The following is a 26,695-nucleotide window of genomic DNA, read 5'->3' on the forward strand; positions in this document are numbered from 1 at the left end:
CCGGCAAAGGGCATCGCATCCGAGATGAATAACACTACCGGCAAGCGCGAGACGTCCGACAGGCAACTGGTGCGGCCAGAACTGGCCGATCCCAGTGTAGCACCGCGGGTGCGGGATGCGATATTGACGGGATTGCGCCCCAACGGCGGTGGCCACCTGGGCGGCACCTTGAGCTGCGTCGACATTCTGCTCGCGCTGTTCGCCGTGCGTGCGATGTCCGCGCTCGATTCGACAGGCGATGCCCTGTTGCTGTCGAAAGGGCATGCGAGCATGGCGCTCTACGCGGTGTTGCAGCAGGCCGGCGTCGACCTGGGGCCACTCGGCAGGTTCGGTACCGCCGGCTCACCTTTGCAGGGTCATCCCGATCGTACGCGGCTAGCCAGCGTTGATTTCTCGTCGGGTGCGCTTGGGCAGGGCGTCGCGGTCGGGCTGGGCATGGCGCTCGCGTGCGACGCGCGCCATGTGTGGGTGGTGTTGGGCGACGGGGAATGCCAGGAGGGCATGGTGTGGGAAGCGGCGCTGTTGGCGGCCCGCTACGGTGTACCGAATCTGCACGTGATCGTGGATCTCAACGGGGAACAGGAATGCGGCTGGGCGCACGACACGCGGCTCGATTCCACGCCTTTGCCCGACGCCATCGCCAAATGGCGCGCATTCGGCTGGCGCGCCGACGAGGTTGACGGGCACGACATCGACACATTGGTCGATTTCGTGCATGCCCATGCCGAAGGGCCAGGGCATGGGCCGACCGTCCTGCTGGCGCGCACCATCAAGGGCCACGGCCTCGCGCTCCAGCTCGATCGGTTTCGTCGTCACTGCACCCAATTGTCGGGGGACGAATGGGCGCGCATCGCGGGCTCCGGCCACGCTGTGGATCGATGAGAGGCTTGCCGCATGAAACGACTGGCGATTTCGATTGTCGACGAGCTGCGAAGGAGGGCGGAACAGAACGCCCGTCTCTGGGTGCTCGACGGTGACTTGGGCGACTCCTACGGCTTGTACGATGCGCAGGGGCGGCCCGTGTTCTCCCGCTTCGTTCAGGCCGGCATCGCGGAACAGGCGCTCATCGGTGTCGCAGCCGGACTAGCTGCGAGCGGGCAATGGCCCTGGGTATTCTCGTTCAGCGCATTCCTGTGCCATCGGGGCGCGGATCAAATCCGCACATGCGTCGCATCGCAGAGGCTGCCCGTCGTGATGATCGGCTCGCACGCGGGCGCGGCGAGCGGCACCAATGGCGCGAGCCATGCCAGCCTGTCGGACCTCGGTGTCCTCGCATCGATCGGCGGCGTGGATCTCTGGGCTCCCGCCGATGCCGCCGACGTTGAACTGATCGTCGGGTCACTGGGCGCTTCGCCGCGCCCGGCCTACGTGAGAACGAGCCGCGAACCGGTCGGTGACCTGTGGCTGCCGCCGGGTGTCGTCCGAGGTAACGGCGTGGACGGCGAGACCGTGCTGCTGTCCTGCGGATACGCATCACACTGGGCGCAGGAGGTCGAGCAAGCGCTGGCGGTCGACGGTATGCCGATTCCGTGGCGGCACATCGCGCATGTCTGCGAAACCGTGCTCGCTCAGTGGATCACGAGCCAGCCGCGCCTGCAGGGTATTGTTGTCCTCGAAGACCATGGACCGGCCGGCGGCCTGGCCGACACCGTTCGCAGGATCGCACCGCCAGGCGTGACCGTCCGCGCTCTTTCCTGGCCGTCGGGATGGTATGGCGAATCGGGCGCGATCGCCGACCTGAGACGCGCGCATGGCCTGGACACCGATGCTCTCGTGCGTCGAATCAAGGAATACATGACGTGAAAGCACAAGCGAACCCACGCGGGACCCTCGCGAAAATTCTCGATCCGATATCGATCGATGCGTTCCTGCACGACTCGTTCGGCAAGTGCCCACTCCTGATTCGCGGGCAACCGGGAAAATTCGATTTCCTGATGAAACCGTCACGCATGATCTTCGGATTGGATAAGGTCACCGAGATTCGCTGCGTGTTCGGCGGCTTGAAGCAGGCGACCATCGACCCCGCCGATATCCGGGAGATGTATGAGGCTGGTGCCACCATCTGCGTGACGGACATGCAGCTCGCGCACCGTTCGCTGCGGACGGCGGCCCGCAACGTCCGGCGGGAAATCGGCTTTGCCGGGCGGGTCGATTTCCGCGCGTATCTTTCGCCGCCACTCTCGGGCTTCGATTTTCATTACGACGCGAGAATAGCCACCACGTTGCAACTCGATGGGGAGAAGACCTGGTGGTACGCTACCTCGCCTCATACGTTGTTTCCGACCGAGAATTCAGCGCGTTCCGACATGGCCGCCGTGCACCGAGCCGTTGCGCGGCAGACAATCCGAAAGGTCACGCTTTATCCGGGCGACCTGCTTTGCCTGCCACCCGGCGTGTGGCACAAGGCACGGGCGGGCGCTGGCGGATCGCTCGCGCTGAACATGGCGTTCAATCACAGCGGCGCGACTGTCGGCGACGTCCTGGTCGATGCGCTGAAAGCGTCGCTCGCCGGCATGCCTGACGCCATGCGACCGTTCGTGACCGGGGCGAACCGTGCCGGCGCTGCCCAGCTCGAAACGCATGTCGCGACCTGTCTCGCCGCGCTGCGAGACACGCTGGCTTCGCTTGACGACAAGCGCATCGTGTCGCGCCTCGCAAGCGTCGTGGAGCAGGCCGGACGTACTTGACCGAGTGGCCTTCGATGCGCGACGCTCCAATCGCCCCAGATCGTCTGAACGCCACGCTGGTCCTCGTCGCGGATGCGATGCGCATCGCCCATTCCGGCTCGACGCTCTGGGATCACCTGCTGGGGACCTACGAGGTGCTGTCGGGGTGGGGCGCCGATCCTGACACCCGTCTCGCCGGCCTGATTCACAGCATCTACTCGACCCAGTACTTTCACCATCGCGTCGTGGAGCCGGGCGAACGCGTTCGAGTTGCGATGGTGGTCGGCCAACGCGTCGAGGCACTCGCACATGCATTTTGCGTCCTCGATCGTGATAGCCTTCGTCGGACGTCCGCACGCCTTGATTTCGAGCCGATCCGTAAGCCTTTACGGATACGGACTCACACGGGCGACGGTGAACTGCGTGTGTCGGTCCCGCAGTGCCGGGCTTTGCGGCTTCTCGATCTCGCCAACGAAGCCGAGCAGCGCAGAAGCCTGTTCGTAATGGACGGGCTGTGGCTTTCCCACGTGTGTGAAGGATTTCAAAGCATCGGATTCGTGCCGCGATCATTCATCCGTGCGCCTGCCATCAGCCATGTACAGGAACGCCGGTTGACCACGCTGTATAAGCAGGCGCTCGCCGCTCCCTGCAGCCACGCTCCGCAAGCGTTCAGGGTCTGCATTCAGCTCGTTCCAGAATGTGCGGAGCCGAGGTTCCTGCTGGCCGCCTTGCGACTGCAGGCTGGTGATTTTCATGCCGGCTATATGGAGGCTTCGACCGGAATCGCAAATCTGGATGGCTGGGGCGCCCCATGGGATGCGCGGATTCCCGTTCAAGGGTGGCGGTTTCTGGGCGAGCAGCTCACGATGGCTGCTCGCGCAACCAACCGCAATGTGCCCGACATCTATCGGCAGATCCTGCATCGTATCCGTCAATGAGCCCGCATATGTTTTTAACACCGCCCCTATGTGATAGTACGCCCGCGTTGCCTCGAAGTAGCTGAAGGTCGATTCCGTCTGCGTGAAGTGCAGCATCATCAATCGGCCTGTCGCGTCGTCCACATACACCAGCAGCGTGCAGGCCGGTGCCGTTTCTCGAACCATCGATGATCGCTGCCGTCGATCTGGATCGGTTCGACCAGGCACGCCCGACGCGCTCGCGGCTGGTGGACCTTCGGCGGACGCCGCCGACGCGGAATCCAGAGTCCAGCCTCCGTCATCAGCTTCCGGACCGTTTCCTTGGCCAGCCGAATGCCGTGGCACTCCCAAAGCTTCTCGCAGGCCAGCGTCGGCCCAAAATCGGCGTAGCGATCGCGGATGATCGTCAGCGCCCGGTCGCAGTTCCTGGATCCAGTCGGCGGTTGCCGGGCTTCGCCCGGTGTCCCGACACCAATCCCACCGGGCCGGACGGCTTACGCGGCACGAAAGCGGACATTTCAATCTAGCCGCTACACACCAATTGTCCCCGCTAAGGAAACACTGATTTAACCAACTCGGCGGTCATCGCTGACGTAGCCGAGAACGTTGTAGAAGGCAGTTCACGGAACGGACCCTCGATGATGAAGCGGCAGATGAGCTTTGCGGAAGCGGAAAGCGCGGGCAAGAAGCGCGTGACCCGGCGTCAGCGTTTCCTGGACGAGATGGAGAAGCTCGTGCCGTGGTCGCGGTTGCTGACGGCGATCGAGCCGTACTACCCGAAGGGTGAGCGCGGCCGTCCGCCGATAGGTCTGGAGCGGATGCTTCGAATCTATTTCCTGCAGCAGTGGTACGGCCTGTCGGACGAAGGTCTGGAAGACACGCTGTACGACAGCATCGCGATGCGTGCCTTCGCGGGAATCGATCTGGCTGTCGAGAATGTGCCGGATGCGACCACGCTGCTGAAGTTCCGGCGCCTGCTGCTCGAGCATGACCTGACGCGCAAGCTGTTCGATGAGATCGGTATCTCGCTGTGCGAACGCGGGCTGATGATGAAGGAAGGTACCTTGGTCGACGCGACGATCATCGAAGCGCCGTCGTCGACCAAGAACGCCGAGAAGAGCCGCGACCCGGAGATGCATCAGACGAAGAAAGGAAACGCCTGGCACTTTGGGATGAAGGCCCATCTCGGGGTCGACGCCGATTCGGGACTGGTTCACAGCGTGGTGGGCACGGCGGCCAACGTGTCCGACGTTTCGCAGGCTCACGCCCTGCTGCACGGGCATGAAGATGAAGCGTTCGGCGATGCGGGCTACATCGGTGTGGACAAACGCGACGAAATGAAGGGCAAGCCGGTGAAATGGCGTGTGGCGGCCAAGCGCGGAAAGATCAAGGCGATGCAGGACGGTCCGCTGAAGGATCTCGTGACCGCGGTCGAGCGAACCAAGGCGCAAATCCGCGCGCGGGTCGAGCATCCGTTTCATATCGTCAAGAACCTGTTCCGTTATCGCAAGGTGCGCTACAAGGGACTGTCCAAGAACACGGCGCAGCTGTTCAGTCTGTTCGCTCTGGCGAACCTCGTGATCGCGCGAAACCGGCTGCGGTCGGTTCATGGGAGCAGACCGTCATGTGTGTGAAAAATGCGGAAAATGAGGCGCATCCTCGCGTCAAATTCCCCCGAATTGGGGGCGCTTTGCTTCATTGTCCGAAATTTCATCGCCAGCGCCGCCGACAACCTCGCGGCATAGCCTATTGATCAGCGATTCCTTAATTTCTCCGGAAATCTGTCGAAAATGTAAGGCGTCACAATCCGAAATCGCGAACTGATTATTCCAGTTGCTGTGCGGGGTTTTATTTGGCAGGATTTTCATCACGTTGCCCGGCCTTAAAAAAACAAAGCGGTCGATAATTCAACTAGCGTAAATGACACGTTCCGGATGAGCAGCGGTTTGACGGAAAGATGACAAAAAAAGTGGTGAGGCGGCGAACAGGCGACATCGTTCGCAATTGGTGAATCAATCGCTTGCCCGGCAGCGTCGATGCATCACTCCATCGATCCGGGTGAATCCGACACGGGGCGGTCATGGCGATACTCAAGAACGATTCTTCCGGGGAAGCGTGCCTGCTGCGCGCGTATCACGTGTTCGGCCGCGATGCCGCCCGCTGCGACACGGTCATCCGGGACGCATCGGTGTCGCGGGTCCACGCCCATATTCGCTGGAGCGGCGGGCTGTGGGAACTGCACGATCACAGCAGCAACGGCACGTCGGTATCGGGCGTGCCGTTGCGCGACGGCGAACACGCGGTGCTGCAACCGGGCGACGTGATCCGGTTCGGCCGGGCCGGGATCGCGCCGTGGCGCGTCGATGCGCTCGACGATCCGGCAGATACGCTGTGGCCGATACGCGGCGCCGCGCCGCCGATCGTGCTTGCGCCGCGCCAGATCCTGCCTGCCCGTGCCGCGCAGCCGGTCACGATCGTCCGGTCGGCGGCCGGCGAATGGCTGTGCGACGACACGTTGCCGGCGCGCGCGCTCCATGACGGCGATGAAGTGTCGACCGGCGATTGCACGTGGCGCGTGACGCTCGTGAGCCACGGCTCGACGATGATGCTCGCCGCACCGGCCGATCCTGCCGTACCGGCGCAACTGCTCGAATTCTTCGTCAGCCGCAACGAAGAGCACGTGCGCATGCTGCTGCACGTGCGCGGCGGCGTGGTCGATCTCGGCGAACGGGCGCATCACTACAGCCTCGTCACGCTTGCGCGCGCCCGCTCGGCCGACATGCAGGCCGGCTACGACGCCGCCTCGCAAGGCTGGATCGACCTCGGCCGGCTGGCGCACATGCTCGGTATCGATACGTCCCATGTCAACGTGCAGATTCACCGCGCGCGGAGCCAGTTCGCGGCGTTGCCGGGGCTCGACGCAAGCCAGCTCGTCGAGCGGCGGCGCGGCAGCGTCCGCTTCGGCGATATTCCGTTCCGCATCATGCGCGGCGAGCATCTCGAATGCCAGTCCGTGCCGGGCGTCGTGCTGCGGCTCGGCGCGCATCGTCCCGCGTCGGGCCCGGTCGTTCATTTGTCGTGAACGCGGGAGAACAGGCCATGTTGCCGACCGTGCCCCGCACGCCCGTCGTGCCGGGAATGCCCGAATCGCGACAGCCCGTCGCACCTTTCGCCGAGCTTGCCGGCAGGCGGCACTACCGGCTCGGCCCGCTGCTCGGCGAAGGCGGCAACGGCGTGGTGTTTCGCGCGACCTGCGCAGAGACGGGCCAAGCGGTCGCGGTCAAGCTGATGCGCGACGATGCCGCGCGGACCGTGGCGCAGCGCGCGCACCAGCGTGCGCGCTTTCGGCGCGAGACGAGCCTGTGCGAAGCGCTGCGGCACCCGAACATCGTGGCGCTGCTGGACCAGGGGGAAGCGCCGGACGGTCGGCTGTTCGCGGTATTCGAACTGGTGCAGGGCCGGACCGTGCGCGACCGGCTCGCGGCGGAGGGGCCGCTGTCGGCCGTCGACACCGGGCGCCTGATGACGGAAGTGCTCGATGCGCTCGCGGCCGCGCATCGGCGCGGCATCGTGCATCGCGACCTGAAACCGCAGAACATCGTGATCGCGATGGCCGATGACGGGCCGCACGCGAAGCTCCTCGATTTCGGCATCGGCGCACTGCTGCCCGGCGCGGAAGACATTACGCGCGAGACCGCGACGCTGGCGACCGAAGTGCTTGGCTCGCCGTCCTATTGCGCACCCGAGCAATTGCGCAACGAGCCGCCGACGCCGAGAAGCGACCTCTATGCATGGGGCCTGGTCGTGATCGAATGCCTGACGGGCGATGTCGTCATGCACGGCACAAGCGTGGCCGACATTCTCTATCAGCAGCTCAGCCCGGTGGATGTCGCGCTCCCGCCGTCGATCGCGTCGCATCCGCTCGGCTCGGTGCTGCGGCGCGCGTTGAACAAGAATCCGGAGCAGCGCGCCGCGTCGGCCGACGAACTGGCGGAGCAGTTCCGCGCGCTGAACTTCGCGGCGCTCGTCGGCCAGTTCGACGCCAGCCGTACAAGCCGTGCAAGCCGGCAGATGCACCCGCACCCGCTCGCGCCGCGCGGCGATACGATCGCGGCGGCCGGCGAGTACCGGCAGGTCACCACGCTGTGCTGTTGCGTGGCGATTGCCGGGGAGGGCAGGCAACGCCACGCGGGAACCGATCATGGTGACCTGCTCGACGGCTACCAGGAGCAATGGCTGACAAAGTGCGCCGACATCGCCGTCGGTTATGGCGCGCACGCGGGCGGGCGGCTCGGCGACACGCTGCTGTTCCATTTCGGGCTGCAGGGCGACATCGACCGGCCCGCCCGCCGCGCGGCGCGCGCGGCGCTCGACATGGTGCGGGCGGCCGAGCGCGCGCGGTTGCCGGTGCCGGCGGCGGCCGGCGGCATCGGTGCCGGCGACGGCTGGCGCGTCGAAGTGGCCGCCGCGATTCACGTCGGGCAGGTGCTCGCGCACGCATCGCACATGTCGGGCGTATCGACGCCCGCCGCGGCGTCACGATTGCTGAGGCTGGCCGGACCCGGCCAGATCCTGATCAGCGACGATGCGCGGCTCGCGCTCGAACGGCATGCCGACCATCGGCCGACCGCGTTGCGGCTGGCGCGCGCGGGCCTCCTGCCGCAGCCGGTTCATGAATTGTTCGGCGAACGGCGCGCCGATACGCCGTTCGATTCGCTCGACACCGGCGTGCGGGCGCCGATGGTCGGCCGCGCGCGCGAACTCGACGCGCTGTTGCGCGCGTGGCAGGAGACGCTCGCACGATATCGTCGCGCGATGCGCGGCGAGCCTGCGCCGCACGGCGTGCCGCGGCTCGTCGTCGGCGAAGCGGGAATCGGCAAGTCGCGGCTCGTGCACGAGCTGTGCGAGGCCGTGCGGAGCCAGGGCCACGCGTTCGCGCATTGCGGGTGCCTGCCGGAACGCGAGAATCATGCGCTGTTTCCGATCCTGCGGTTCATCGGCGCGCACTGGCAAATCGACGCCGACAGTCCGGCCGGCGGTGCGCTCGAGGCGATCGAAACGATGATCGCGCCGCTCGAGTGCGATCATGCGGCGGCCCGTGCCGCGCTCGCGACCTGGCTGGGGCTGCCCTGCGACGCGAAGGGGTTCCTGTGGTCGAGCGCACGTGAACGGCACGCGCTGTTCGACGTCCTCGAGCAATTGATCGTGTCGCTCGGCAACGGCGCGCCGTTGCTGCTCGTCGTCGAGGACGTCCAGTGGATCGACCGCTCAACCGAGGATTTTCTCGCGTACCTGCAGCGCTCGCCGCGCGCGGCCGCGCTCGCCGTCGTATACACGTCACGCCCCGACAAGCTTGGGCGCTGGCGCGGCGCGACCGAGCGCCTGGTGCTGCGCCGCCTGCCGCGCGACGACGCGCAGCGCCTGATGTCGGCGTACCTGGGGCCGGGCGCGGCGGATCCTGCCTGGCTCGACCAGCTTGCCCGTCGCACGGCGGGCATCCCGTTGTTCATCGAGGCCGTCGCGCGCGAGCTGACGACGAGCGGCGCGGACGATTCGCTCGCGGGGCAGCGGGCCACGGATCCCTTTCCGCTTCCGCTGAGTCTCGGCGGCATGCTCGGTCTCGCGTTCGACCGGATCGACGACGCGCGCGACACCGCGCAGCTCGCCGCGACCATCGGGCTCGAGGTGGATGCGCAACTGCTCGCCGACGCGTCGCCGCACGATCGGGCCACGCTCGACGGACATCTGCGGCTGCTGCTCGAAGAGCGGATCGTGTACGCGCAGCACCGGCGCGATCGTGTGTTCTATGCGTTCCGCCACGCGTTGATCCGCGACGCGGCCTATGAATCGATGCCGCCCGCCGTGCGGCGCGGCAACCATGCGCGTGTCGGCCGCGCGCTGATCGCGGAAGCCGATCGGGGCGCCGGTGCGCACACGTTCGGTGTCGCCGGACACTTCGCGCGCGCGGGCGCCCTGGCCGACGCGATCGCGCACGGCATCGATGCGGCGCGCCGCGCTCTCGAGGGTGCGCGGTACGACGACGCGATCCGCTACGGGCAAGCCGTATTCGAATGGCTCGGCAACGCCGACTACGCACAGCGCGAACTCGACAGCGCGCGCATCCGCACGACGTTGACGCACGCGACGATGGCACGGTTCGGCTGGGCGGACCCACAGGTGCGCGAGCATGCGGAGCAGTTGCTGAAACAGGTGCAGACGCTCGACGACCCGGAGCTCGAGACCAGCGCGCTATGGACCTTGTCGACCTACTACCACGTCGCGGGAGACCGTCCCACCGTGCGCGGGATCGGCTTGCGGCTCGACGCGCTCGCGACCGAGCGCGGCGATGCCGGGGTTCAGGTCGCGGCGGACGCGATGCGCGGCATGAGCCTGTGGGTCGACGGCCACTATGCGCGCGCCCGCGCCGCGTTCGATGCGGTGCTGGCGGGCTACGACGTGCGGCGCGATTCGCACCATCGGCGCATCCTCGGCCTCGATACGCGTGCGTGGACGATGGCGTCGCTTGCGAGCGTGCGCTGGTGCATGGACGACGATCCGCGGGCCGCGCTCGCGATGGCGCATGACGCGGTGTATTGCGCAACCTGCCTCGATCATTTGCCGACGCTCGGCGTCACGATGATGTACCTCGCGCGCACGTACCAGCTCGCGGGCGATCGCGACGCGGCGCTCGCGCTGTCGGAAGCGATTCTGCGCCTGTCGGAGATTCACCGGCTGCGCGCGGTCGGGCACTACGCGGCGATCATTCGCGCATGGGCGCACGGGGATCGCGCCGGTGTCGTCGAGCATCTCGATGCGCAGCGGCAGTCGGGCGGACTGCTCGGGCTGACCTACTACGCGTCACTGCTGGCGGAGCTGGATGCCGCGCGAGGCGAGCCCGGCGCCGCGCTTGCCCGGATCGAGGAATGTCTCGCGTGGTGCGAGTCGACCGGGGAGCGCTATTACGAAGCGCAACTGCTGATGAAGAAATGCGAGTACTTGCGCCAGGCCGATCCGCGATACGGCGGCGTGGCCGCGCTGGACGCGTGCCGGCGTGCAGTCGAAATTGCAACAACGGCAGGCATGGGCCGCATCGCCAGGCTCGCTGCAGCGCTGTTGCAGTCGTTGCCGTAGGTGGTTCCATTCGTCAATCAGGAGAACAGAGAGATGAGCAAGGATCTTCGATTACCGACGTACGAGCAGTTTCTCGAATACCGCGCAACCGTCATCCGGGCAATCGCGCTGGCGTGGCATTCGCCGGCGTTTCTCGACGAGCTCGAGGCCGACCCGGTCGAGGCGCTGCGCGAGCATTTCGACTATCACTTTCCGTTCCGGCTCGACTTGAAGGTGCAGCCGAAATCGTCCGAGTGGACGCCGACCGTCAATGGCGACTGGACGGCCGGCCGGAGAAACAAGCTCACGCTGTACCTGCCGCCCGCGCCGGCGGACAAGGCGCAATTCGCGCAGGCGCTGGCCGCCTACAACGCGAACCACATCACCATCATGGAATGACCGCGGGGAAACCGACATGGCAAACAACAACGCGAATCCGACGCTCGAATCGATGCTGGAGTTCCAGAAGGTCTATCTGCGCGCGATCGCGCTCTCGTGGCGGAACCCGGAATTCAAGGACGAGCTGCTGGAGAGGCCGCTGGAGACGCTCGCGAAATACTTCGGTTACCAGTGCCCGTGGATCGTCGACATCGAGGTCGTCAAGACATCCGGCGATCACGGCTGGAAGAACCACGGTAACGGTGGCGGGAGCTGGCACCTGCCGCGCAACGTGATGACGGTCGGCATACCGGAGCAACCGTTGAACCTGGACGAGGAGGCCGTTGCGCTCGCGGCCTACTGCGACGCCGGGCCGAGTTACCTGTTCACCTGCTGCTGACGCGGCGCGGTCGCGCCTGCACCGTCGCGCGGCCCCGGGGCCGCGCGACGTTCGTTTACCCGCCGTATGGAACCCCACGATGCTCGATGACCTTTCGCGCGTGTTGCGCTTCAAACCGCATTTGCTCGTGCTCGATGCCGGGCCCGAGACCCTGTTCGTCGTCGATGAATTCAAGCGCGTGATGCTGTCCGGCGCGATCTTCGTGCAGATCGCGGCGTGCCTGCGGGCGCGGATGACGATCGCGGAGATCGTGACGTCGCTTGCCGGTGCGTTCGGCGAATGGGACGTGCTCGCGCGTCTCGATCAACTGGTGCGTCGCGGGTACGTGCGCGCGGATCTGCCGCACGACGACGATACGGCGCGCGGCTTCTTCGAGCGTGCCGGGCTCGATGGCGACGCGGCCTGCGCGCACGTCGCGCAATTGCGTGTCGCGATCGAGCGGTTCGGCGCGGACGATACGGCGCTCAGGCGCGCGCTCGACGCGGCCGGCATCGACGTCGCGACGGAGGCCGGGCTGACCGTCGCGATCGCCGATACGCACGATCGCGACGATCTCGCCGCGTGCGCCGCCCGCGTCGCGGCGCGAGGCGGGGCGTTGCTCGTCGTGACGACGGGTGGCGTACAGACGCTGATCGGGCCGTTGCTGGCCGGCGGCGACGCGCTCGCCGACGCGCCGTGCATCGAATGCGTGCGCTACTGGATTCGCATCAACCGGCCGGTCGAAGCGCTGCTTGCGCGCCATCACGGCAGCGACGCGGTGCGTCTGCCACAGGCTGCGTCGCGAGCCGCCGCCGCCGCCGCCGCGGCGCTCGTGGCGGCGACGGTCGAGCAGGTCGCGGTCAACCCCGCGGCATCGGAACGGGCGCAGACCCATATCCTTGCGCAGCGCATCGACACGCTGGCCGCCGAGCGACACCGCGTGCTGAAGCGTCCGCAATGCCCGTGCTGCGGCAATCCCGAATGGATGCGCGAACAGGCGGCGCGCGCGCCGCGTCTCGCCGCTCACGAACCGCTGGCGCGTGCCGACGGCGGCTACCGCACCGCCGATGCGCAACAGGTGTTCGCGCGTCATGCCCATCTCGTCTCGCCGGTCAGCGGAGCGATCGCTTACCTGCACCCGATGCCGAAGCGGCATGCGGGTCTGCGCAAGGTCTATGCGTCGGGCTTTCTCGTGTGCCCGGCGGCCGTACCGGGCAGCAACCGCTTCGACAGGATCTGCTCCGGCAAGGGCCGCACCGACGATCAGGCCCGCGCGAGCGCGCTGTGCGAGGCGCTCGAGCGATTCAGCAGCGTGTATCAGGGGGACGAGGCGACGTTTGCGGGAAGCATCGACAGCCTGCTCGCCGATCCCGCATGCGACGCCGCCCCGATCCACGTGAACGACCTCCAGCAGTTCAGTGAACGGCAATTCGACGCGCGCGAGGCGATCAACACGTTGACCGGCGATGTTCGAAAACAGGTGCCGCCGCGCTTCACGGCGCGCGACGTCATCGACTGGACACCGGCCTGGTCGCTCGTGACCGGCCGGCGCCACCTCGTGCCGCTGAGCTACTGCTATGCGGAAACGCCGGACAGCGCGCGGGCGCCTGCCGCCTGCGTGCACAACCCCAACGGCTGCGCGGCGGGATCGAGCGTCGACGAGGCGATCCTGCAAGGCATGCTCGAATTGATCGAGCGCGATGCGGTCGCGATCTGGTGGTACAACCGGATCGCGCGCCCCGGCATCGAACTGTCGAGTTTCGACGATCCGTATTTCGATGCGCTCGTACGCGAATACGCGACGTTCGGATGGCGTTTGTGGGCGCTCGACATCACTACCGACCTCGGCGTGCCGACCGTGGCCGCGCTGGCGGAAAATCCGCAGGACGGGCGCTTCTCGATCGGCTTCGGCTGCCATCCGGACGGTGCCATCGCCGTGCAGCGGGCGCTGACCGAAGTCAACCAGTTGCTCGATGTCGCCGCGGATGCCCCGCACCCGTGGGATCGCGACAAGCTGGCGGACACCGGATTCCTGTATCCGGCTGCCGATCTGCCCCGCACGACCCGCTCGACGTGGCAACCGGTCGGTGCCGCGTCGCTGCCGGCTGCGATCGCGCAGGGTGTCGGACGCATTGCGGCGGCCGGCATGGACGTGCTCGTCGTCGACAAGACGCGGCCCGACCTCGGCCTGTCCGTCGTGCAGGTGATCGCGCCGGGCCTGTGTCATTTCTGGCCGCGCTTCGGCGCACAACGGCTCTATTCGGTTCCCGTTCGACTAGGGTGGCGTGAGCAGCCGCGCCGCGAGACGGAGTTGAACGAGGCGCTGCTGTTTCTCTGACGCGTCGATCGCCGCGGCAGGACGGCCGGGAGGCCGGGCACCGCATCGACCGCAGCCGCGTGGCAGCCTCGGCCGGCTTGGCCGAGTGCTGCCGCGCGCTGCTGTCGCCATACCGGCGCGTGCCGCGACGACCGACCGGCGTTACGCAAGCGCCTGGGCGGGCAGGCGCTTCGCGACGGCCTCGTCGGACTTCAGCGACGCGGCCAGATGCAGCGCGGTCGTCGTCATGCCGCCCAGGCCGACGATCACGAGCAGCGCGAGAAGCGAGATGCCCTCGGTCGCGGTGACCACCGCCTTGACGCCGAGGAAGCGGAACACCTGGCCGGTGATCGTGTCGACGAACGCCTCCGCCGCCTCGACGCCGTCCAGCTCCTCGCCGCTCTTCACGGCCCACACGATCGTCAGGGCCAGCCGCGCGCAGCCCCACAGGTTGACCGTGACCTGATCCACTTCCGCGGGGATCTTGTATTTCTTGCCGGCGATCTTGAGCGCCGCGGCCCGGCCATATCCGACGACGGTGTTCAACAGCCACAGCAGGTTGTTGAGCCCCTTGCCGTCATTGCACGAGAAGCCGCCCGCATCGCTCGCGATCATCCACGGCACGCTGAAGAAGGCGGAGCCGAAGCCCATGAACAGCGAGCCGGTGCTGATCGCCTCGACCTCGACCTCCTCGGTCTGCAGCGCGATCTCGATGGTGTCGAGAATCGTCGCGGCAAAGATGCAGACCGATGCCGATACGCCGAAGAAGATCGCGATGGCCGATTTCTGCTCGGCGCTGACCATCAGCGAAACGTCGGACTTCGGCGCGATCCCGCTTTGTTCGGCGAGCCACTGCGCGGTGAACGACGACTTGAAGCGGGTGACGCTCGCGGCGTCGGGGAACGGCGCTTCATGCTTCACCAGCTTGTACAGCAACGTGGCGGGGATGGCGACGACGTACGAGAACAGGTCGCGCACCTTGAAGCTCAGCGACGAGCCGGTGATCAGCTTGTAAAGCTGCGACACGAACGGGATTTCCCACTCCGTGTCGAACAGGTCCTTGACCGCGCCGATCACGTCGGCGACCAGGTCGAGAATCGTCAGGACCAGGCCCTTGGCCGCGCTCAGCGCAAACTGGGTGACGGCTTCCATCACCTTGACCGTGCCGGCGAACAGCAGGTCGAGCACGCGATCGGGCGTGCGGCCGATCTGCTCGAAGTACGTGGCGGCGTCGTGGAACGCGTTCTTGCCCTGGCCGAACTCGAAGTTGTCGGCGACTTCCTTCAATTTTTCGCACAGGCCCTGGAGCGGGTCGGCGGCGAGGGCCGGCGCGTCGCCCCGGGCCAGCACGCGCGTCGATTTGTAGTTGTCCGAAAACGCGTTGAGCAGCACGTTGTGGCTGGTCGACTCGCCGATGCGCGGGTCGGGACGATCGACGTCGTCCGCGTACTGGCCGATCCCGAGCTTCGGGTCGAGTTGCGCGAGGAACGTGTTGACGGCCTTGTCGATCTCCGTCTGCAGGTGGTCGAAGCCGGCCGCCACCTGGCCTTTCACGGCATCGACCGCCAGCAGCAGATAGTCGAAGGTCGCGTCGAACGTATGGCGGGTCGCCTCCGCCGAGCGCTTGATGTCGCCCCATGCGAAGAAGAACGCCAGCCACTCGTACAGTTCCTTGAAGAACACCTTGAGCTTGTTCCAGATGCCCTCGACGATGTCGAACGCCTGCTGGAACAGTTTGATGGTCTTGTCGATCAGGTACGTAACGCCATCGATGAGGAAATTGAAGACGACCTTGATCTCGTTGACGAGGCGCGTGACGGGATCGACGATGGTCGTCACGACGAATTCCTTCAGGCCATCGACGATGCGGCCGACGCCGTTCTTGATCGCGTTCCAGATGTCGCCCCAGTCGATGCCGAGGAAGCCGGCGTTCGCCAGGGTTTCATCTCCGGACGACGCGAGCGCGCGGGAACGCAGCAGGTAGGCGCCGGCCTGGTCGGCGCTCAGGTCGTCGTAGCGCACGCCGGTATCGGTGAACGACACCCGCCAGTGCTGGGCCGGCACGTCTTCCGGCACGAGCGCGAACGGATCGGCCGTGCCGCGCGTCGTATGCCGCAGCCCGACGAGCGAGCGGTTGGCGCCGAGGTAGCGCAGGCTCCGGGCCGCCGCATTCGCCGGCATGCCGAACGACATCGACTGGCGCATGATCTTCGCCACGTTCTCGGCGTTTTCGCGGGTCCGGAGATCGCCGGCCAGCAGGTAGGCGCCGGAGGCGGTCTTCGCGTTCCAGACGGCATCGGTGTCGACCGCGTGCATCTTCTCCTGCAGCGCGCCGTTCGGCTCCACGGTGACGCCTTCGCCCGGCTGCATGAACTGCGTGCGGACGTGGTAGCTGGGGCTCGCGAGGCTGTTGGTGAAGCGCTCGATCACCACCTTGCCGCCGCCGCCCGACAGCACCGGGATCGTGTAGTCCGGGTTGGCCTGGTAGTACAGGCCGTTGATGCGCAGCGGCACCATCGACGCGGCATCGATCTGCACCCGGGCGTTGACGGCGAGCTGCCCGGCGTCGTCCAGCACCGTGATCTCGGTGGCATGGGTCGGCACCGACGTCATCTCGCCCGTGCCCTGCAGGCGGATTTCCTCGTTGGTCCACTGGGTCGTCTTCGGGTCCTGCCAGAAGCGATACAGCTTGCTGTCCGACGACACGGAATACGCTTCCGAGTAACCTGCGGCGTTGCGGCCGACGGTGAATTTCGTGTTGGGCACCGGGTTGCCGAGTTCGAACAGGCTCGACCAGCTCACCTTGTTGAGCCCGCTGCTGATCTGCCGCGTATGGTAGAGCCGCTGATCCTTGCCGATCGCGAAGACCTCGAGCAGGCCGCCCGCGTTGATCACGGCCCGCAGGCCCGTGACCGGGGCCGCGTTGCTGACCAGCACCCAGTCGTCGAACTGGATGCCCGACGTGCTGTACTTCTTCTCGCGCTTTTGCCAGATGCCGAAGTCGGTATCGACGATGAAGATGTTCAGGCGCTTCTCCTGGTCGCTCACGACGGCGAGGTCGATCGCCTTCTTGTAGCCGAGCGTCGTGAAGTAGGAGAAGCGGAAGTCGCTCTGCGCGAACAGCACGGCGTTGTCCGGGCCGATGGCGAACAGCGACTGCTGCACCGGATCGTTCGCGCACATCGCGATGCGCTTGACCGTGGCGTTGTCCGGGCTGTCCTGGCTCTTGCGGACCGGTACCCATTCGGTCGATCCCCAGGTCCCGTCCGGCCTCAGGTAGCTGCTGCCGACTTCGTCGTTGTCGAGCACGACGTTGACGTAGACGTTGCCGAAATTCCGGGTCGACAGCATCTGCTTGAGCGGGCGTTTCGCGCCGGCGGGCTGGCAGTCGGCCTGCGCGTAGCGGCCGTCCTTCCATTGACTCAGCGTCAGCTTGCCGTTGGCGGCGATGCCGAGGAGGTTGGGGTTGTCGTAATCGCTGCTGCGCGCGAGGTACGGGCTGATCTGGCTCGCGGTGACGCCCAGGTCGGCTTCGGTCCAGCCGGTGTCCGACTGGTTGTCCGCGCGGATCCGGTAGACCTTCTGCGCGGTGCCGGACGAATAGATATCGAGGCGCCCGGCGGAATTGAGGAACGTCGAGATGTCGCTCGCGCCGGTGACCGGGCGGATGATCTCGTAGCTTTCCATCAGACGGGTGCTGACCTGCAGGCCCGATTTCGGATCGGGTGCGTTGCCGTAGAGCGAAGCGGACAGCGACGGCGGGACGGTATGGACGCCAGGCATGGGATCTCTCCAGTGAAAGGGTGGGCGGTGACGGCTAGGGCGTGCCGCGCGTGAGCGTGCGCGCCGTTTGCAACAGGGGCGCTGTCCAGAGCCAGCGCAGGTCGGTGGACGAGAAGACCGTGGCCTGCGCGCCGGCGTGCGGGGCGAGCATCCCGGCCAGCTGCGCGGCCGCGTGCGCAAAGCCGGCGACCCCGTGCCGAGCGCCGCGGCGCAGCGCATGCACCAGTTCCCACAGGTCGGGGTAAAAGGCGGTCAGCCGTGCGCGATGCGCGGGGTTCGCCGCGACGAACGCGATGGCGTCCAGCACAGTGTCGCGCGCCGCCCGGCAGGCGGCGTGGCCGGTGCCGCCGAGCGCGGTCAGCGCCGTCGCGACGTTCGCGTTCACGCATGCATCCACCGGATTGGGGACCGCACGGCGGTCGAGCCAGGTCCGGCACGCCCCCTGCGCCACCCACGGATCGACGGACTCCGGGCGGTAGTGCAGCCGCCACGGATGCAGCGCACGGTCCAGCGCGTCGACGGCCTGGGCCGCGGTGCGTCGCCCGAAGTGGACGAGCAGCGTCAGCGCGAGCGCGGTGTCGTCGGCGTCCGCGGGCAGGTCGGCGCCGAGCCAGGACGGCATCCGGCCGGGCGGGTAGAAATGGAACGCGTCCGGGCAGGTGGCCGATGCGCAGCTTTCGATGAAGTCGAGGCCGCGGGCGATCGCGCGATCGGCCGTCCCGGCCGGCAGGCGCGACAGCGCGTCGAGGACCAAAGCCGTGACGAAGGCGTTCTCGTCCGTGTAGCGCCGGTCGCCGACGGTCACGCGCGACGGGAACGCCCCGCTTGCCGCCTGGGCGGCGAGGAGCGCATCGAACGCGTCGAGCGCATCGACCGGTGCGCCGGTCGCGCGGGCGGGCAGCGCGGCGCTCATGACGATGTCTCGGGATGGTCCGGCGTCAGTCCGATGGCCACGGTCGCCGGCTGGTCCGACGCCACGACGATGCCGAACATCCCGTGCCGGGTCACGAAGCCGCTCGCACCCGCAAGCGGTTCGCTGAGCGCGCGATAGAAGTGCGTGTCCCATCCGCGGGCGGCGGCGACGCGCAGTACCGTTTCGCGGATGCGTCCGTCGCCGCCGAACAGGTCGTTGGCGACCGCATACAGCGTGAACGTCGACGCGCCGTCCGGGCCGGTGCCGATGCTGACGCCGAAGTCGGCCGCCGGCAGCGCGGCCTCGATCGCGCTGCAGCAGGCATCCTGCAGCAGGCCGAGCACTTCGTCGGCGCGGTGCTCGAGTCGCGCCGCCGCCATCAGCAGCGGCACGTCCGCGCGGAACAGGCGGCGCGTGCGGAGGTAGAGCTCGGCCCGCCGGCCCGCGGGTTGCCAGCCGGCCATGACGGGCCACGCGCCGCGCCGGACGATGCCCGACAGGTCGCCGAGATGGCGGGCGCCCCAGGCCAGCGCGTGCTCGGCGCCGCGCTCGGGCACCTCCGCATAAAGCTTGAAGCGGGGCTTGCCGTCGCCGTGCCGGCCGCCGATCCATGCGCCGTAGGCGAGCGCCGCGTTGTCCTGGAACGACGCGAGCGCCGCGAGGTCCGCGGGTTCGATCGACTCGTCCGACAGCGCGGCGATGGCGGCGCCCGCGCGGCTCAAGCGGCGCGCGGGCGGAATGTCGGGGCCGGCGGGCTCGACGGTGTAGCGCAGTTCCGGGCGGCCGAACGCGATGGAGATTTCCACCGGAAAACCGCTGCGCCCCAGTTTGCTGTCGTTCCAGGCGGTGGGTTCCGCCGGCGAACGGTCGCGCAGCAGGTGACGCAGCGCGGTGTCCGGCGCGGGCGCCGCGGGCTGGCATGCGGGCGTCCCGTGCGAGGACGCCAGCGCCAGCGCGCGCTGCACTGCCGGGTGGAGTTCGGCCATGGGCATGGTGGGCGTCCGTGCGTGAAGGCCGCGGTCAGGAGACGGTCGGCGGCAGCGACAGACGCGGGTTGTCGCTGGACGTCGGCGCCTTGTGCTGCGGCGACGCGCCGTCGGCCGGATAGTAGGTCGCCGACCACCGGAACGACGGGCCGTAGGTGCCCGACGGCGGCAGGTAGGCCCACCACGCATCGGCGCTGTTGCGGTCGAAGGAGATGGTCTGCTCGTTTCCCCGTTCCGCATCGCTGCCGGTCCACAAGGTCGCTTCCACACGGGCGTAGCGCTCCCAGGAGACGGACTGGGCCGATACCTGGACCGTCGCGAGCGCGATCTCCGGCCCCGCGGGCGTCATCTCGAATGGCGATCGGGTCAGCGCGATCGGCTTCGGCCTGCCGCCGCCGTCGGGCGTTGCCGTCCCCGCGAAACTCAGCACGACCCGCTCGGGGTCGACCGCGGCGACGCGCGTTTCCCAGGTCGGCGCGCTCGGGGTGAGGTTGATCTGCGGCAGGCCGGTCTGGAGCTGCCAGCCGGATCCCAGTTCGAGCGTCTGGACCGACGTGAGCCGCATCGCGCTGTAGAGCGGCGGCGTGGTCAGCATGCCCGGTGCAAAGATGCGCACGAGCCGCGTGCTGAGCGGATAGGGCACCTCGAAGCGGCCCTGGGGCACCGCTTCGCCCTCGAGGTTCGTCGATCCGCTGGACAGCACGTAGGTCAGGCCGGCCACCAGCGGCCGCGCGCGATCGTAGTCCTGGCCGGGGCGCAGCAGGACCGACCGCTGCGCGCGGGACAGCTGGGCGGTCTTGGGCTGGTTGTCGTAACGCCAGGTCAGCGTCACCGTCTCGACCACGTCGAAGTCGATTTCGTCGCTGGCGAGCAGGATCCGGCCGAAATCGCCGAGCACGATCGCCCGCGCGCCGTCGCTCGCGCGGGCCGGCGCGGTCCACGCAGGCGTGCCGTCGGTATAGGTGACCGTCCAGTCGTAGACGAACCACGCCTGTCCCGGCGGCGCGTACGGCAGCGAAAGCGTCACGCTCGGGTGCGTTTTGCCGAGTTCTGCAGTCCTGACTACACCGTCGTAGCCGGTCACGCGCAACGTGACGGCGGCCACCGCGAACGCGTCGACATCGCCGGCGTCGATCGAGAAGCGGACGTCGGCCGGCGGCGCGGGAATGACGGCGACGCCCTGCGTGGCCACACCCGCGCCGGATCGCTTGGTGCCGTCCATCATCGCGTAGTCGGCGGTCCATTCGACGATGCCCGGGCTGGGGAGCGCGAAGTACCACGCATACGGCCGCTCGCGGGAGAAGGTGTGGGACTGCCCGCCGGCGGTGACCAGTACCGACGACACGGCGGCCCAGTCGAATGCGTCGAGCAGCGCCACGACGGAGACGGGCTCGGCGGCGCCGCCGATCGTGGCCTCGGTGCCGACGAAGGCGACCGGGGCGCGCGCGACCTGTTCGCTGGCCTCGTAATCGAGCACCGAGGCGTAGAACGCCTGCCCCGTGTCGGCCGCGGCGACGTCGATCTGCCACGTGCGCTGTCGCGTGTCGGCGTCGAGGACGAGCGTCGATTGCTGGTAGGCGCCGTGCACCGGATCCTTGAACTCGAGCAGCAGCGTGGCCCGCCGGGGGGCGGGAGGCGATGCGGGGCCGGATTCGGTCGCCAGCTTGACGGTGTAGGTGAGGGTTGTCATGGTCGCGCGCCTGGATTGGTCGGAGGGGCGATCAGACCAGGTCGGTCTCGTCGGCCTTGTCGGTTTCGTCGAGGTCGCGGGTCGCGACGTCGCTTGCCGGCAGCCTGACCGAATGGACCGGCTGCTTCCCGCCCTTGGCGTCGTGGGGCAGCACCAGCGTGTTGTTCTCGTAATTGCCCTGCGGGCCCTCGACGCCGCGGTTGGTCCCGGTTTCGAAGTAGGTTGTCGCGTAGTGGAATTCCGTCGACGCATCGACTTCACGCGCGAACGTGTAGTAGTAGGGCGACGGCAAGATCGTGGTGCCGTTCGACAGGGTCGTGGGCTTGAAGATGCACGAGTCGATGTCGGTCTTGCCCGACTTCGACACACGATACATCTGGACTTCGACCTGGACGTACGCCTTCCAGTCGACCAGCGACGGATCGAAGGTCACCGTGAAGGGCAACTGGACCGGGAACACGTCCAGTGCGAACGACGGCGTGTTGCCGTAGCGCACCTTGCGGACCGCCACGGATTTGCGCGTGTTGTTCTCGTCGCGGTAATAGACCGTGCCGTCGACCTGGACGGTCGAGGTGCTGCGCTTGACGGCCTGGTATTCCCACGTGTCGGTGTAGTAGTCCTCAATCCTCAGTTCGTGGAACTTGTGCGTCTGGTGATCCGGGCTGTCCGGCTGGTCGGTGTAGTCGGTCGTCAGCATGACGCCGGTGATCGCCGGCAGCGCGATACTGCCCCCCGGGATCGTGTCGTTCATGACGGTGACCGTGAAGTCGGCCGGGCCGATCATGCTGTAGACGGTCAGGGTCTGGCTGTTCACCACCGGGTACACCGACTGCGGCTGGTTGACGATGACGTCGCCGTTCGTCAGCACGTAGGTGACCGCGTAGCTGTAGTTCGCGCCGCTCGGCTGATAGCTGTGGCTGCGGAACTCCACGGCCTGCACGTTCTTGGTGATCTTGCGTTGATCGACGAACAGCTTGGAGTCGGCGGTCGGCAGGTAGGTGAAGTCGATCAGCACGAAGTCGACGGTGTTGCCCGGCTTTTCCGATGCGAATGGAATGTTCGAGCAGATGAACTCGGCTTGCTGGTAGCCGAGGTTGGTGTTGGAGATCTGGAGCTGATCGCTGCTGCTCTTGAATTTCGGCGACGTGAAGGCATCGCCGTTTTCGGGCTCGACCTGGTACCAGTACGTGTATTCCGAGACGAATTGCTTGTCCGGGCCGAAGAAGCCATTGGATGTGTAATGCCAGATATTGGCCGTGCCCGTGGTGAAGGCGTTGGATTCCGGCTGACCCTTGCCCGGATAGTCGATGGTCACGGTGACCTTCCTGATGCCCGCGGTCTTCAGGTCGGCCGACATCGTCACGCCTACATCCAGCGTGCGGTTGTCGACCGTCTTGTCCAGCCGGCTCCAGACGGTCTTGTCGAAGGTCGGCAGGAAGCCCTGCGGCATGATCGTCCAGTCGATCACCTCGTTTTCCTGATAGATGCGCTGGAACGAGCCGATGGAGTTGATGCTGAAATCGTCGGCGGCACTTGCGCCGAGGCGGCGCGCGACATCGTCGGCGGCGGCCTGGACCAGCCCCTCGAGCGTCGTGAACGCCCAGTCGTGGACGCGTTGCCGGAACTCGTCGGACGGCTGGACCTTCCACTCGAGGTCGACGTTGCCGGAATCGGACTTCTGCATGTATTCGCGGATCGTGGTCCGCCGGCCGGTCTCGCTGCCCCAGACGTTGCGGTCGATGTGGACGGTCTTCTGGTAACTGGCGGCGATCGAGCAATCGTAGGTCACGGTGGCCTTGACGGCCGGCAACTGGCTCAGCGTCGTGGCGACGTACTGGATCGACCAGGTCGACAGGCCGACGCCCGAGTCGAAGATGTCGCGAATCGCCTTGACGTCGGCGGCGGTCTTCAGGTCGATGATGAACGTCGCCGCGTTGCTGCCGAAATTGGACGGCGTGACGTTGAGCTGCGTATCGGGTGTCCCGGACGGGAGTGTCAGCGTCAGGAAGGCCTGGGCGTCGTTCCACACGAACTGACCGAACTCGGTACCCTGGCCCAGGACGTTCTTCACGGCCTGGTAGGCCTCCTGGTCGATCACGAGCTCGGCCGTGAACGTCACCGTGCCGGCCGAGCCGCTGTTCGTCCTGAACTCGGTCAACGAGAACGCCGGGAGCGTGATGCCGTCGACGGTCTGGGTGGCCAGCTGGGGTTTCGGCACGATGTACCAGAGATTCGAATTCGAGTAATCGCGATAGACGGTGACGCTCTTCTTGTCGTTGTCGTACTTAATGACTCGGGAGTCCTGAATATTGATCATTTCCATCTCCAGTTGAGAACGTGTGGTGTTTCATGTCGAGTCCGACGGGGATTCCGCGCGGTGTCGCCCGAATCTCGCCCTGGACCGGTAGCCCGGTCAAAGTGCCGGCTTTCCGAACTGCGCTACGCCGGACATGCGCCGGTTTGAGGTGAAACGCTCGCGGATCCTTCGGGGCGCTCGGCCTTCCCATATCGGCGCGCCGAATGTACAGGTGGAAATTAGGCAGTTTGGGGGGGCGGCGCAATTACACGTGATTACACCGGGCGCGGTGGCGTGAAATCGATCGGCGCCCGGGTGCGGGACGCGGGCCGGAGGCGGCAGTCGCCTGGCTTGCGCCGGCGACCGGGCGCCGCGAGCGATGCATGTTCCGGTCGTCGTGACGCGACCGGATACGGATCGGAAGGGCGCCAGGCAGGGAGGCCGGGCGGCGTGCGGATCGTTCGTCGAATCCGGGGCTTAACGGGGCACGATTTTCCCGGTCGGGCGGTCGTGACCGGTAAAACTTGATCGGTAAATGCCCGAGGACGCAGTGAATTATTTTCCGGCTATAGTGAAAAGACTGAAGGTAGACGCTGCGCCTTTCGCCGATACCGTTCAGGTAATGACTGTAGACGGGTGCTGCATGAAAAATAAAATCGAAAAGACCGCCGGGCCGATCTGGGGCGTGGCAGCAGGATTGCTTCTTGCTGGTGCAGGATTGAGTCTCGGCATTTTCCCGGCGTCCCTGCACAGCTCGGGAAGCGCAAACGACTTCATGGCGTCCGGCGTGGCGATGCTGGGCATCTTTCTCGTCGTCTATTCCACGCACGAACGGCGCCGAAAGCGCATGCATTGAGCGTTCGTGCCGCCGGTCCACGAAAGGCCGACTTGAGCTGGCCGACGGCTCGCGCGTGCGCTCGCCGTCGATGCGCTACGCCTTGCGGATTTCGTGGTTGTAGACGAGTTCGACGATTCGCTTCGTCGGAATACTCGCGCGCAACCCGTCGACACTGTCGATCGGAAACCACTTGCATTTCTCGATCTCGTTGCTCGCTTGCGGCGTCTGGTCCCGTAGAGCAAAATAATTCCGTCACTCCAGAATTCTCATGGATCAAGGCCTCCGGCCCCGCGAGTTGACGACATCATTTTGATGGGACCGTCAATAAAGTCGTCAATTCGCCTACGTCCGCATTAAATTTGTCAATTCGCGTAGTGGAGCAAGGGTTCCGGCGGCAACGTCCTGATTTCCGGGCCGATTCCCGGCGCACCGCGCGGCCTGTCGATGCGCTGAGTTCAGACAGGATGTTGATGTCCACGCAGAACTGACCCACCGGGGATGCGGACAAAATCTTGGACTACTTTGGAGGTAGTCCATGTATTCATACGAAGACCGCGTTCGGGCGGTCGAGCTGTACCTGAAACTCGGAAAGCGCGTCAAGGCGACAATCCGCCAGTTGGGTTACCCGACGAAGAATTCTCTCAAGGCGTGGTGCGAGGAATTCGAGAAGAGTGGCGATCTGCAGAAAGAGTATGTTCGCGTAAAGCCAAAGTACTCAGAAGAACAGAAGAACCTGGCACTTGAGCATTACGTCAATCACGGGCGCAGCTTCAGCTTCACCCTCAGGGCATTAGGCTATCCCTGTCGGCAGATACTGACGGCGTGGGTTCGCGAGCGCTATCCGGAAACCAGGAAACGCGTGGTTGGCAAGGCAGGCCGACCGGCCGTGTCATTGGCGACCAGGCAGCTCGCGGTGTACGAACTGTGCACACGGGAAGGAAGTGCACAGGCGGTGGCGCAAAAGCTGGACGTCGACAGGGTGTCGCTGTACAACTGGAAAAACCAGTTACTCGGCCGAGGGACCCCCGCATCCATGAAGCGCGACAAGGGATCACCATCAGAGACGGATCGGGACGAACTGGAGCGGCAGGTCGAAGAGCTCCGGCGCGACATTCGCAATCTGAAGCTTGAACACGACCTGTTGAAGAAGGCGAATGAACTCGTAAAAAAAGACCTGGGCGTCGACCTGCCACTCCTGAGCAATCGGGAGAAGACGAAGCTGGTTGACGCCCTGAGAGAAGAATACGGTTTGACTGAGCTGCTTGAGCGGTTGGACCTGGCGCGCAGCTCCTATTTTTATCATCGGTCGCCCATACGGGTTGCCGACAAATATGCAGATGTCCGTCGTACCGTTGCAGAGATCTTCGAGGACAATCACCGATCCTACGGCTATCGTCGGGTGCAAGCAGCGCTTAGCAGGCAACGAGTGTTTCTATCGGAGAAAGTCGTGCGTCGCCTCATGAAACAAGGCGGCCTCCACGCAGCAAGGCCCAAGCGGCGCCGATATCGCTCTTATATCGGGGAAATCAGCCCTGCCCCAGATAACATCATCAATCGCGATTTCCACGCGAACGCCCCCAACGAAAAGTGGGTGACGGATATTTCCGAGTTCCAGATTCCTGCGGGGAAGGTATATCTATCGCCCATGATCGACTGCTTCGATGGGATGGTAGTCAGCTGGTCGATTGGCACAAGCCCCGACGCAGAGCTCGTGAATTCCATGCTAGATGCGGCTATTGAGACCGTGACCGAGGACGACGAGACGCCGATCGTGCATTCCGATCGGGGTGGCCACTACCGTTGGCCTGGCTGGCTATCGCGGGTTGCGAAGGCTAAGCTGATCCCCTCCATGTCGCGTAAAGCCTGTTCACCGGACAACGCGGCCTGTGAGGGATTCTTCGGCAGGCTAAAGACTGAGATGTTCTATACAGGAGACTGGCGTTCGACGACCATCGCGGAGTTCGTTGAGGTACTGGACGCCTACGTTCGCTGGTACAACGAGAAACGGATCAAGGGCTCCCTTGGCTATCTCAGCCCCATCGAGTACCGTGAAAGCCTCGGGTTAGCAACGTAAATCAGTCCAAGAAAATAGCCGCATCCCCGGTGGGTCAGTTCTGCGTGGACATCAACATCGTAGAGGCAACGCGTGGTTTCGCGGTGCTGGGGCGGGAAGGCGTGCTTACCGCGCTCCTCTCCGATGGAACCCAGTGCCGGATCAACGGCCAGAACGTGCGACAGCTTACCGCCGACGAAATCGATGCTCGAGCGCCGCTCCACGAATCGTTTCAGTGAGCCGACGCAAAACGAGCCAGACTCGTGCCCTCCCGGTTTGCAACGGCGTGTGCCACGTCCGCCGGAGGAACTAAGATGATCTGTCCGCACTTGCATAGGAAAAGTCCATTATGTAAATAATAATTCGGAA

19 protein-coding genes and 2 pseudogenes are annotated in these 26,695 nt (G+C 65.9%); 13 read left to right on the forward strand and 8 right to left on the reverse strand.

Annotated elements, in window-relative coordinates; all coding sequences use genetic code 11:
* Window positions 1–24: 24 nt before the first annotated feature.
* The 4 genes from WS87_RS00225 to WS87_RS33410 are packed head-to-tail and all read left to right on the forward strand — an operon-like array spanning window position 25 to window position 3,604.
* Entirely contained in the window at window positions 25–882 is an 858-nt protein-coding gene (locus WS87_RS00225; RefSeq protein WP_107937983.1) for a 1-deoxy-D-xylulose-5-phosphate synthase N-terminal domain-containing protein, read from the forward strand.
* 12 nt (window positions 883–894) lie between these two features.
* A complete protein-coding gene (locus tag WS87_RS00230) occupies window positions 895–1,803 on the forward strand; it encodes a transketolase (RefSeq protein ID WP_107937984.1) in 909 nt (302 codons plus the stop codon).
* On the forward strand, window positions 1,800–2,687 hold the full coding sequence (locus WS87_RS00235) for a JmjC domain-containing protein (RefSeq protein ID WP_159085605.1): 888 nt from the start codon (window positions 1,800–1,802) through the stop codon (window positions 2,685–2,687). The genes WS87_RS00230 and WS87_RS00235 overlap by 4 nt, the downstream gene beginning before the upstream one ends.
* A 14-nt stretch (window positions 2,688–2,701) precedes the next feature.
* Window positions 2,702–3,604 carry a DUF6817 domain-containing protein gene (locus tag WS87_RS33410; protein ID WP_159085606.1) on the forward strand — a complete coding sequence of 301 codons (903 nt, stop codon included), beginning with the start codon at window positions 2,702–2,704 and terminating at the stop codon, window positions 3,602–3,604.
* A gap of 36 nt (window positions 3,605–3,640) precedes the next feature.
* Here WS87_RS33410 and WS87_RS34160 read toward each other — a convergent pair.
* A pseudogene (locus WS87_RS34160) lies at window positions 3,641–4,079 on the reverse strand (ISNCY family transposase); the annotation flags it as partial.
* 145 nt (window positions 4,080–4,224) lie between these two features.
* Between WS87_RS34160 and WS87_RS00245 the strand changes: the two are divergent.
* Window positions 4,225–5,217, forward strand: a complete 993-nt coding sequence (locus WS87_RS00245; RefSeq protein ID WP_059816369.1) for an IS5 family transposase — start codon at window positions 4,225–4,227, stop codon at window positions 5,215–5,217.
* Between the two features lie 30 nt (window positions 5,218–5,247).
* On the opposite strand, the gene WS87_RS33415 is transcribed toward WS87_RS00245, so the two are convergent.
* Window positions 5,248–5,451 carry a hypothetical protein gene (locus WS87_RS33415; RefSeq protein ID WP_159085607.1) on the reverse strand — a complete coding sequence of 68 codons (204 nt, stop codon included), beginning with the start codon at window positions 5,449–5,451 and terminating at the stop codon, window positions 5,248–5,250.
* A 212-nt stretch (window positions 5,452–5,663) separates the two neighbouring features.
* Here WS87_RS33415 and WS87_RS00250 point away from each other — a divergent pair, with 212 nt between their 5' ends.
* The 5 genes from WS87_RS00250 to WS87_RS00270 all read left to right on the forward strand — a co-directional run bounded on the left by WS87_RS00250 (window position 5,664) and on the right by WS87_RS00270 (window position 13,788).
* Window positions 5,664–6,665, forward strand: coding sequence for an FHA domain-containing protein (locus WS87_RS00250; protein ID WP_107937986.1), 1,002 nt, complete (start codon window positions 5,664–5,666; stop codon window positions 6,663–6,665).
* The gene (locus tag WS87_RS00255; protein WP_442861395.1) at window positions 6,662–10,714 is read left to right on the forward strand and encodes a TOMM system kinase/cyclase fusion protein; all 4,053 of its coding nucleotides are present in this window, start codon (window positions 6,662–6,664) and stop codon (window positions 10,712–10,714) included. Before WS87_RS00250 ends, WS87_RS00255 begins: the two co-directional genes overlap by 4 nt.
* Window positions 10,715–10,747: 33 nt before the next feature.
* Entirely contained in the window at window positions 10,748–11,092 is a 345-nt protein-coding gene (locus WS87_RS00260; protein ID WP_107937988.1) for a BMA_0021/BMA_0022 family TOMM bacteriocin, read from the forward strand.
* A gap of 16 nt (window positions 11,093–11,108) precedes the next feature.
* A complete protein-coding gene (locus tag WS87_RS00265; RefSeq protein WP_107937989.1) occupies window positions 11,109–11,471 on the forward strand; it encodes a BMA_0021/BMA_0022 family TOMM bacteriocin in 363 nt (120 codons plus the stop codon).
* Window positions 11,472–11,550: 79 nt separating this feature from the next.
* A complete protein-coding gene (locus WS87_RS00270; protein WP_107937990.1) occupies window positions 11,551–13,788 on the forward strand; it encodes a TOMM precursor leader peptide-binding protein in 2,238 nt (745 codons plus the stop codon).
* Window positions 13,789–13,929: 141 nt separating this feature from the next.
* Here WS87_RS00270 and WS87_RS00275 read toward each other — a convergent pair whose 3' ends face one another.
* Genes WS87_RS00275 through WS87_RS00295 form a run of 5 tightly spaced genes read right to left on the reverse strand, consistent with a single transcriptional unit; the run spans window position 13,930 to window position 23,456 of the window.
* Entirely contained in the window at window positions 13,930–17,550 is a 3,621-nt protein-coding gene (locus WS87_RS00275; RefSeq protein ID WP_107937991.1) for a hypothetical protein, read from the reverse strand.
* A 34-nt stretch (window positions 17,551–17,584) separates the two neighbouring features.
* A complete protein-coding gene (locus WS87_RS00280) occupies window positions 17,585–18,463 on the reverse strand; it encodes a hypothetical protein (RefSeq protein ID WP_107937992.1) in 879 nt (292 codons plus the stop codon).
* On the reverse strand, window positions 18,460–19,455 hold the full coding sequence (locus WS87_RS00285) for a hypothetical protein (protein WP_159085608.1): 996 nt from the start codon (window positions 19,453–19,455) through the stop codon (window positions 18,460–18,462). The genes WS87_RS00280 and WS87_RS00285 overlap by 4 nt, the downstream gene beginning before the upstream one ends.
* Before the next feature lie 28 nt (window positions 19,456–19,483).
* Complete coding sequence (locus tag WS87_RS00290) at window positions 19,484–21,139, reverse strand: hypothetical protein (RefSeq protein WP_107937994.1); 1,656 nt, start codon at window positions 21,137–21,139, stop codon at window positions 19,484–19,486.
* Between the two features lie 31 nt (window positions 21,140–21,170).
* Entirely contained in the window at window positions 21,171–23,456 is a 2,286-nt protein-coding gene (locus WS87_RS00295) for a hypothetical protein (protein WP_159085609.1), read from the reverse strand.
* A 622-nt stretch (window positions 23,457–24,078) separates the two neighbouring features.
* On the opposite strand from WS87_RS00295, the gene WS87_RS00300 reads away from it, so the two are divergent.
* On the forward strand, window positions 24,079–24,291 hold the full coding sequence (locus WS87_RS00300) for a hypothetical protein (protein ID WP_107938084.1): 213 nt from the start codon (window positions 24,079–24,081) through the stop codon (window positions 24,289–24,291).
* Window positions 24,292–24,366: 75 nt separating this feature from the next.
* On the opposite strand, the pseudogene WS87_RS34165 reads toward WS87_RS00300, so the two are convergent.
* Window positions 24,367–24,504: pseudogene (locus WS87_RS34165) on the reverse strand (NUDIX hydrolase); the annotation flags it as partial.
* Between the two features lie 304 nt (window positions 24,505–24,808).
* Here WS87_RS34165 and WS87_RS00310 point away from each other — a divergent pair.
* Together WS87_RS00310 and WS87_RS00315 are read left to right on the forward strand one after the other, a co-directional pair.
* Window positions 24,809–26,347 carry an IS3-like element ISBmu11 family transposase gene (locus WS87_RS00310; RefSeq protein WP_107937958.1) on the forward strand — a complete coding sequence of 513 codons (1,539 nt, stop codon included), beginning with the start codon at window positions 24,809–24,811 and terminating at the stop codon, window positions 26,345–26,347.
* Between the two features lie 44 nt (window positions 26,348–26,391).
* A complete protein-coding gene (locus WS87_RS00315) occupies window positions 26,392–26,565 on the forward strand; it encodes a hypothetical protein (RefSeq protein WP_159085610.1) in 174 nt (57 codons plus the stop codon).
* Window positions 26,566–26,695: the final 130 nt, after the last annotated feature.

Source organism: Burkholderia sp. MSMB0856, from assembly GCF_001524645.2.
GTDB classification, from domain to species: domain Bacteria; phylum Pseudomonadota; class Gammaproteobacteria; order Burkholderiales; family Burkholderiaceae; genus Burkholderia; species Burkholderia diffusa.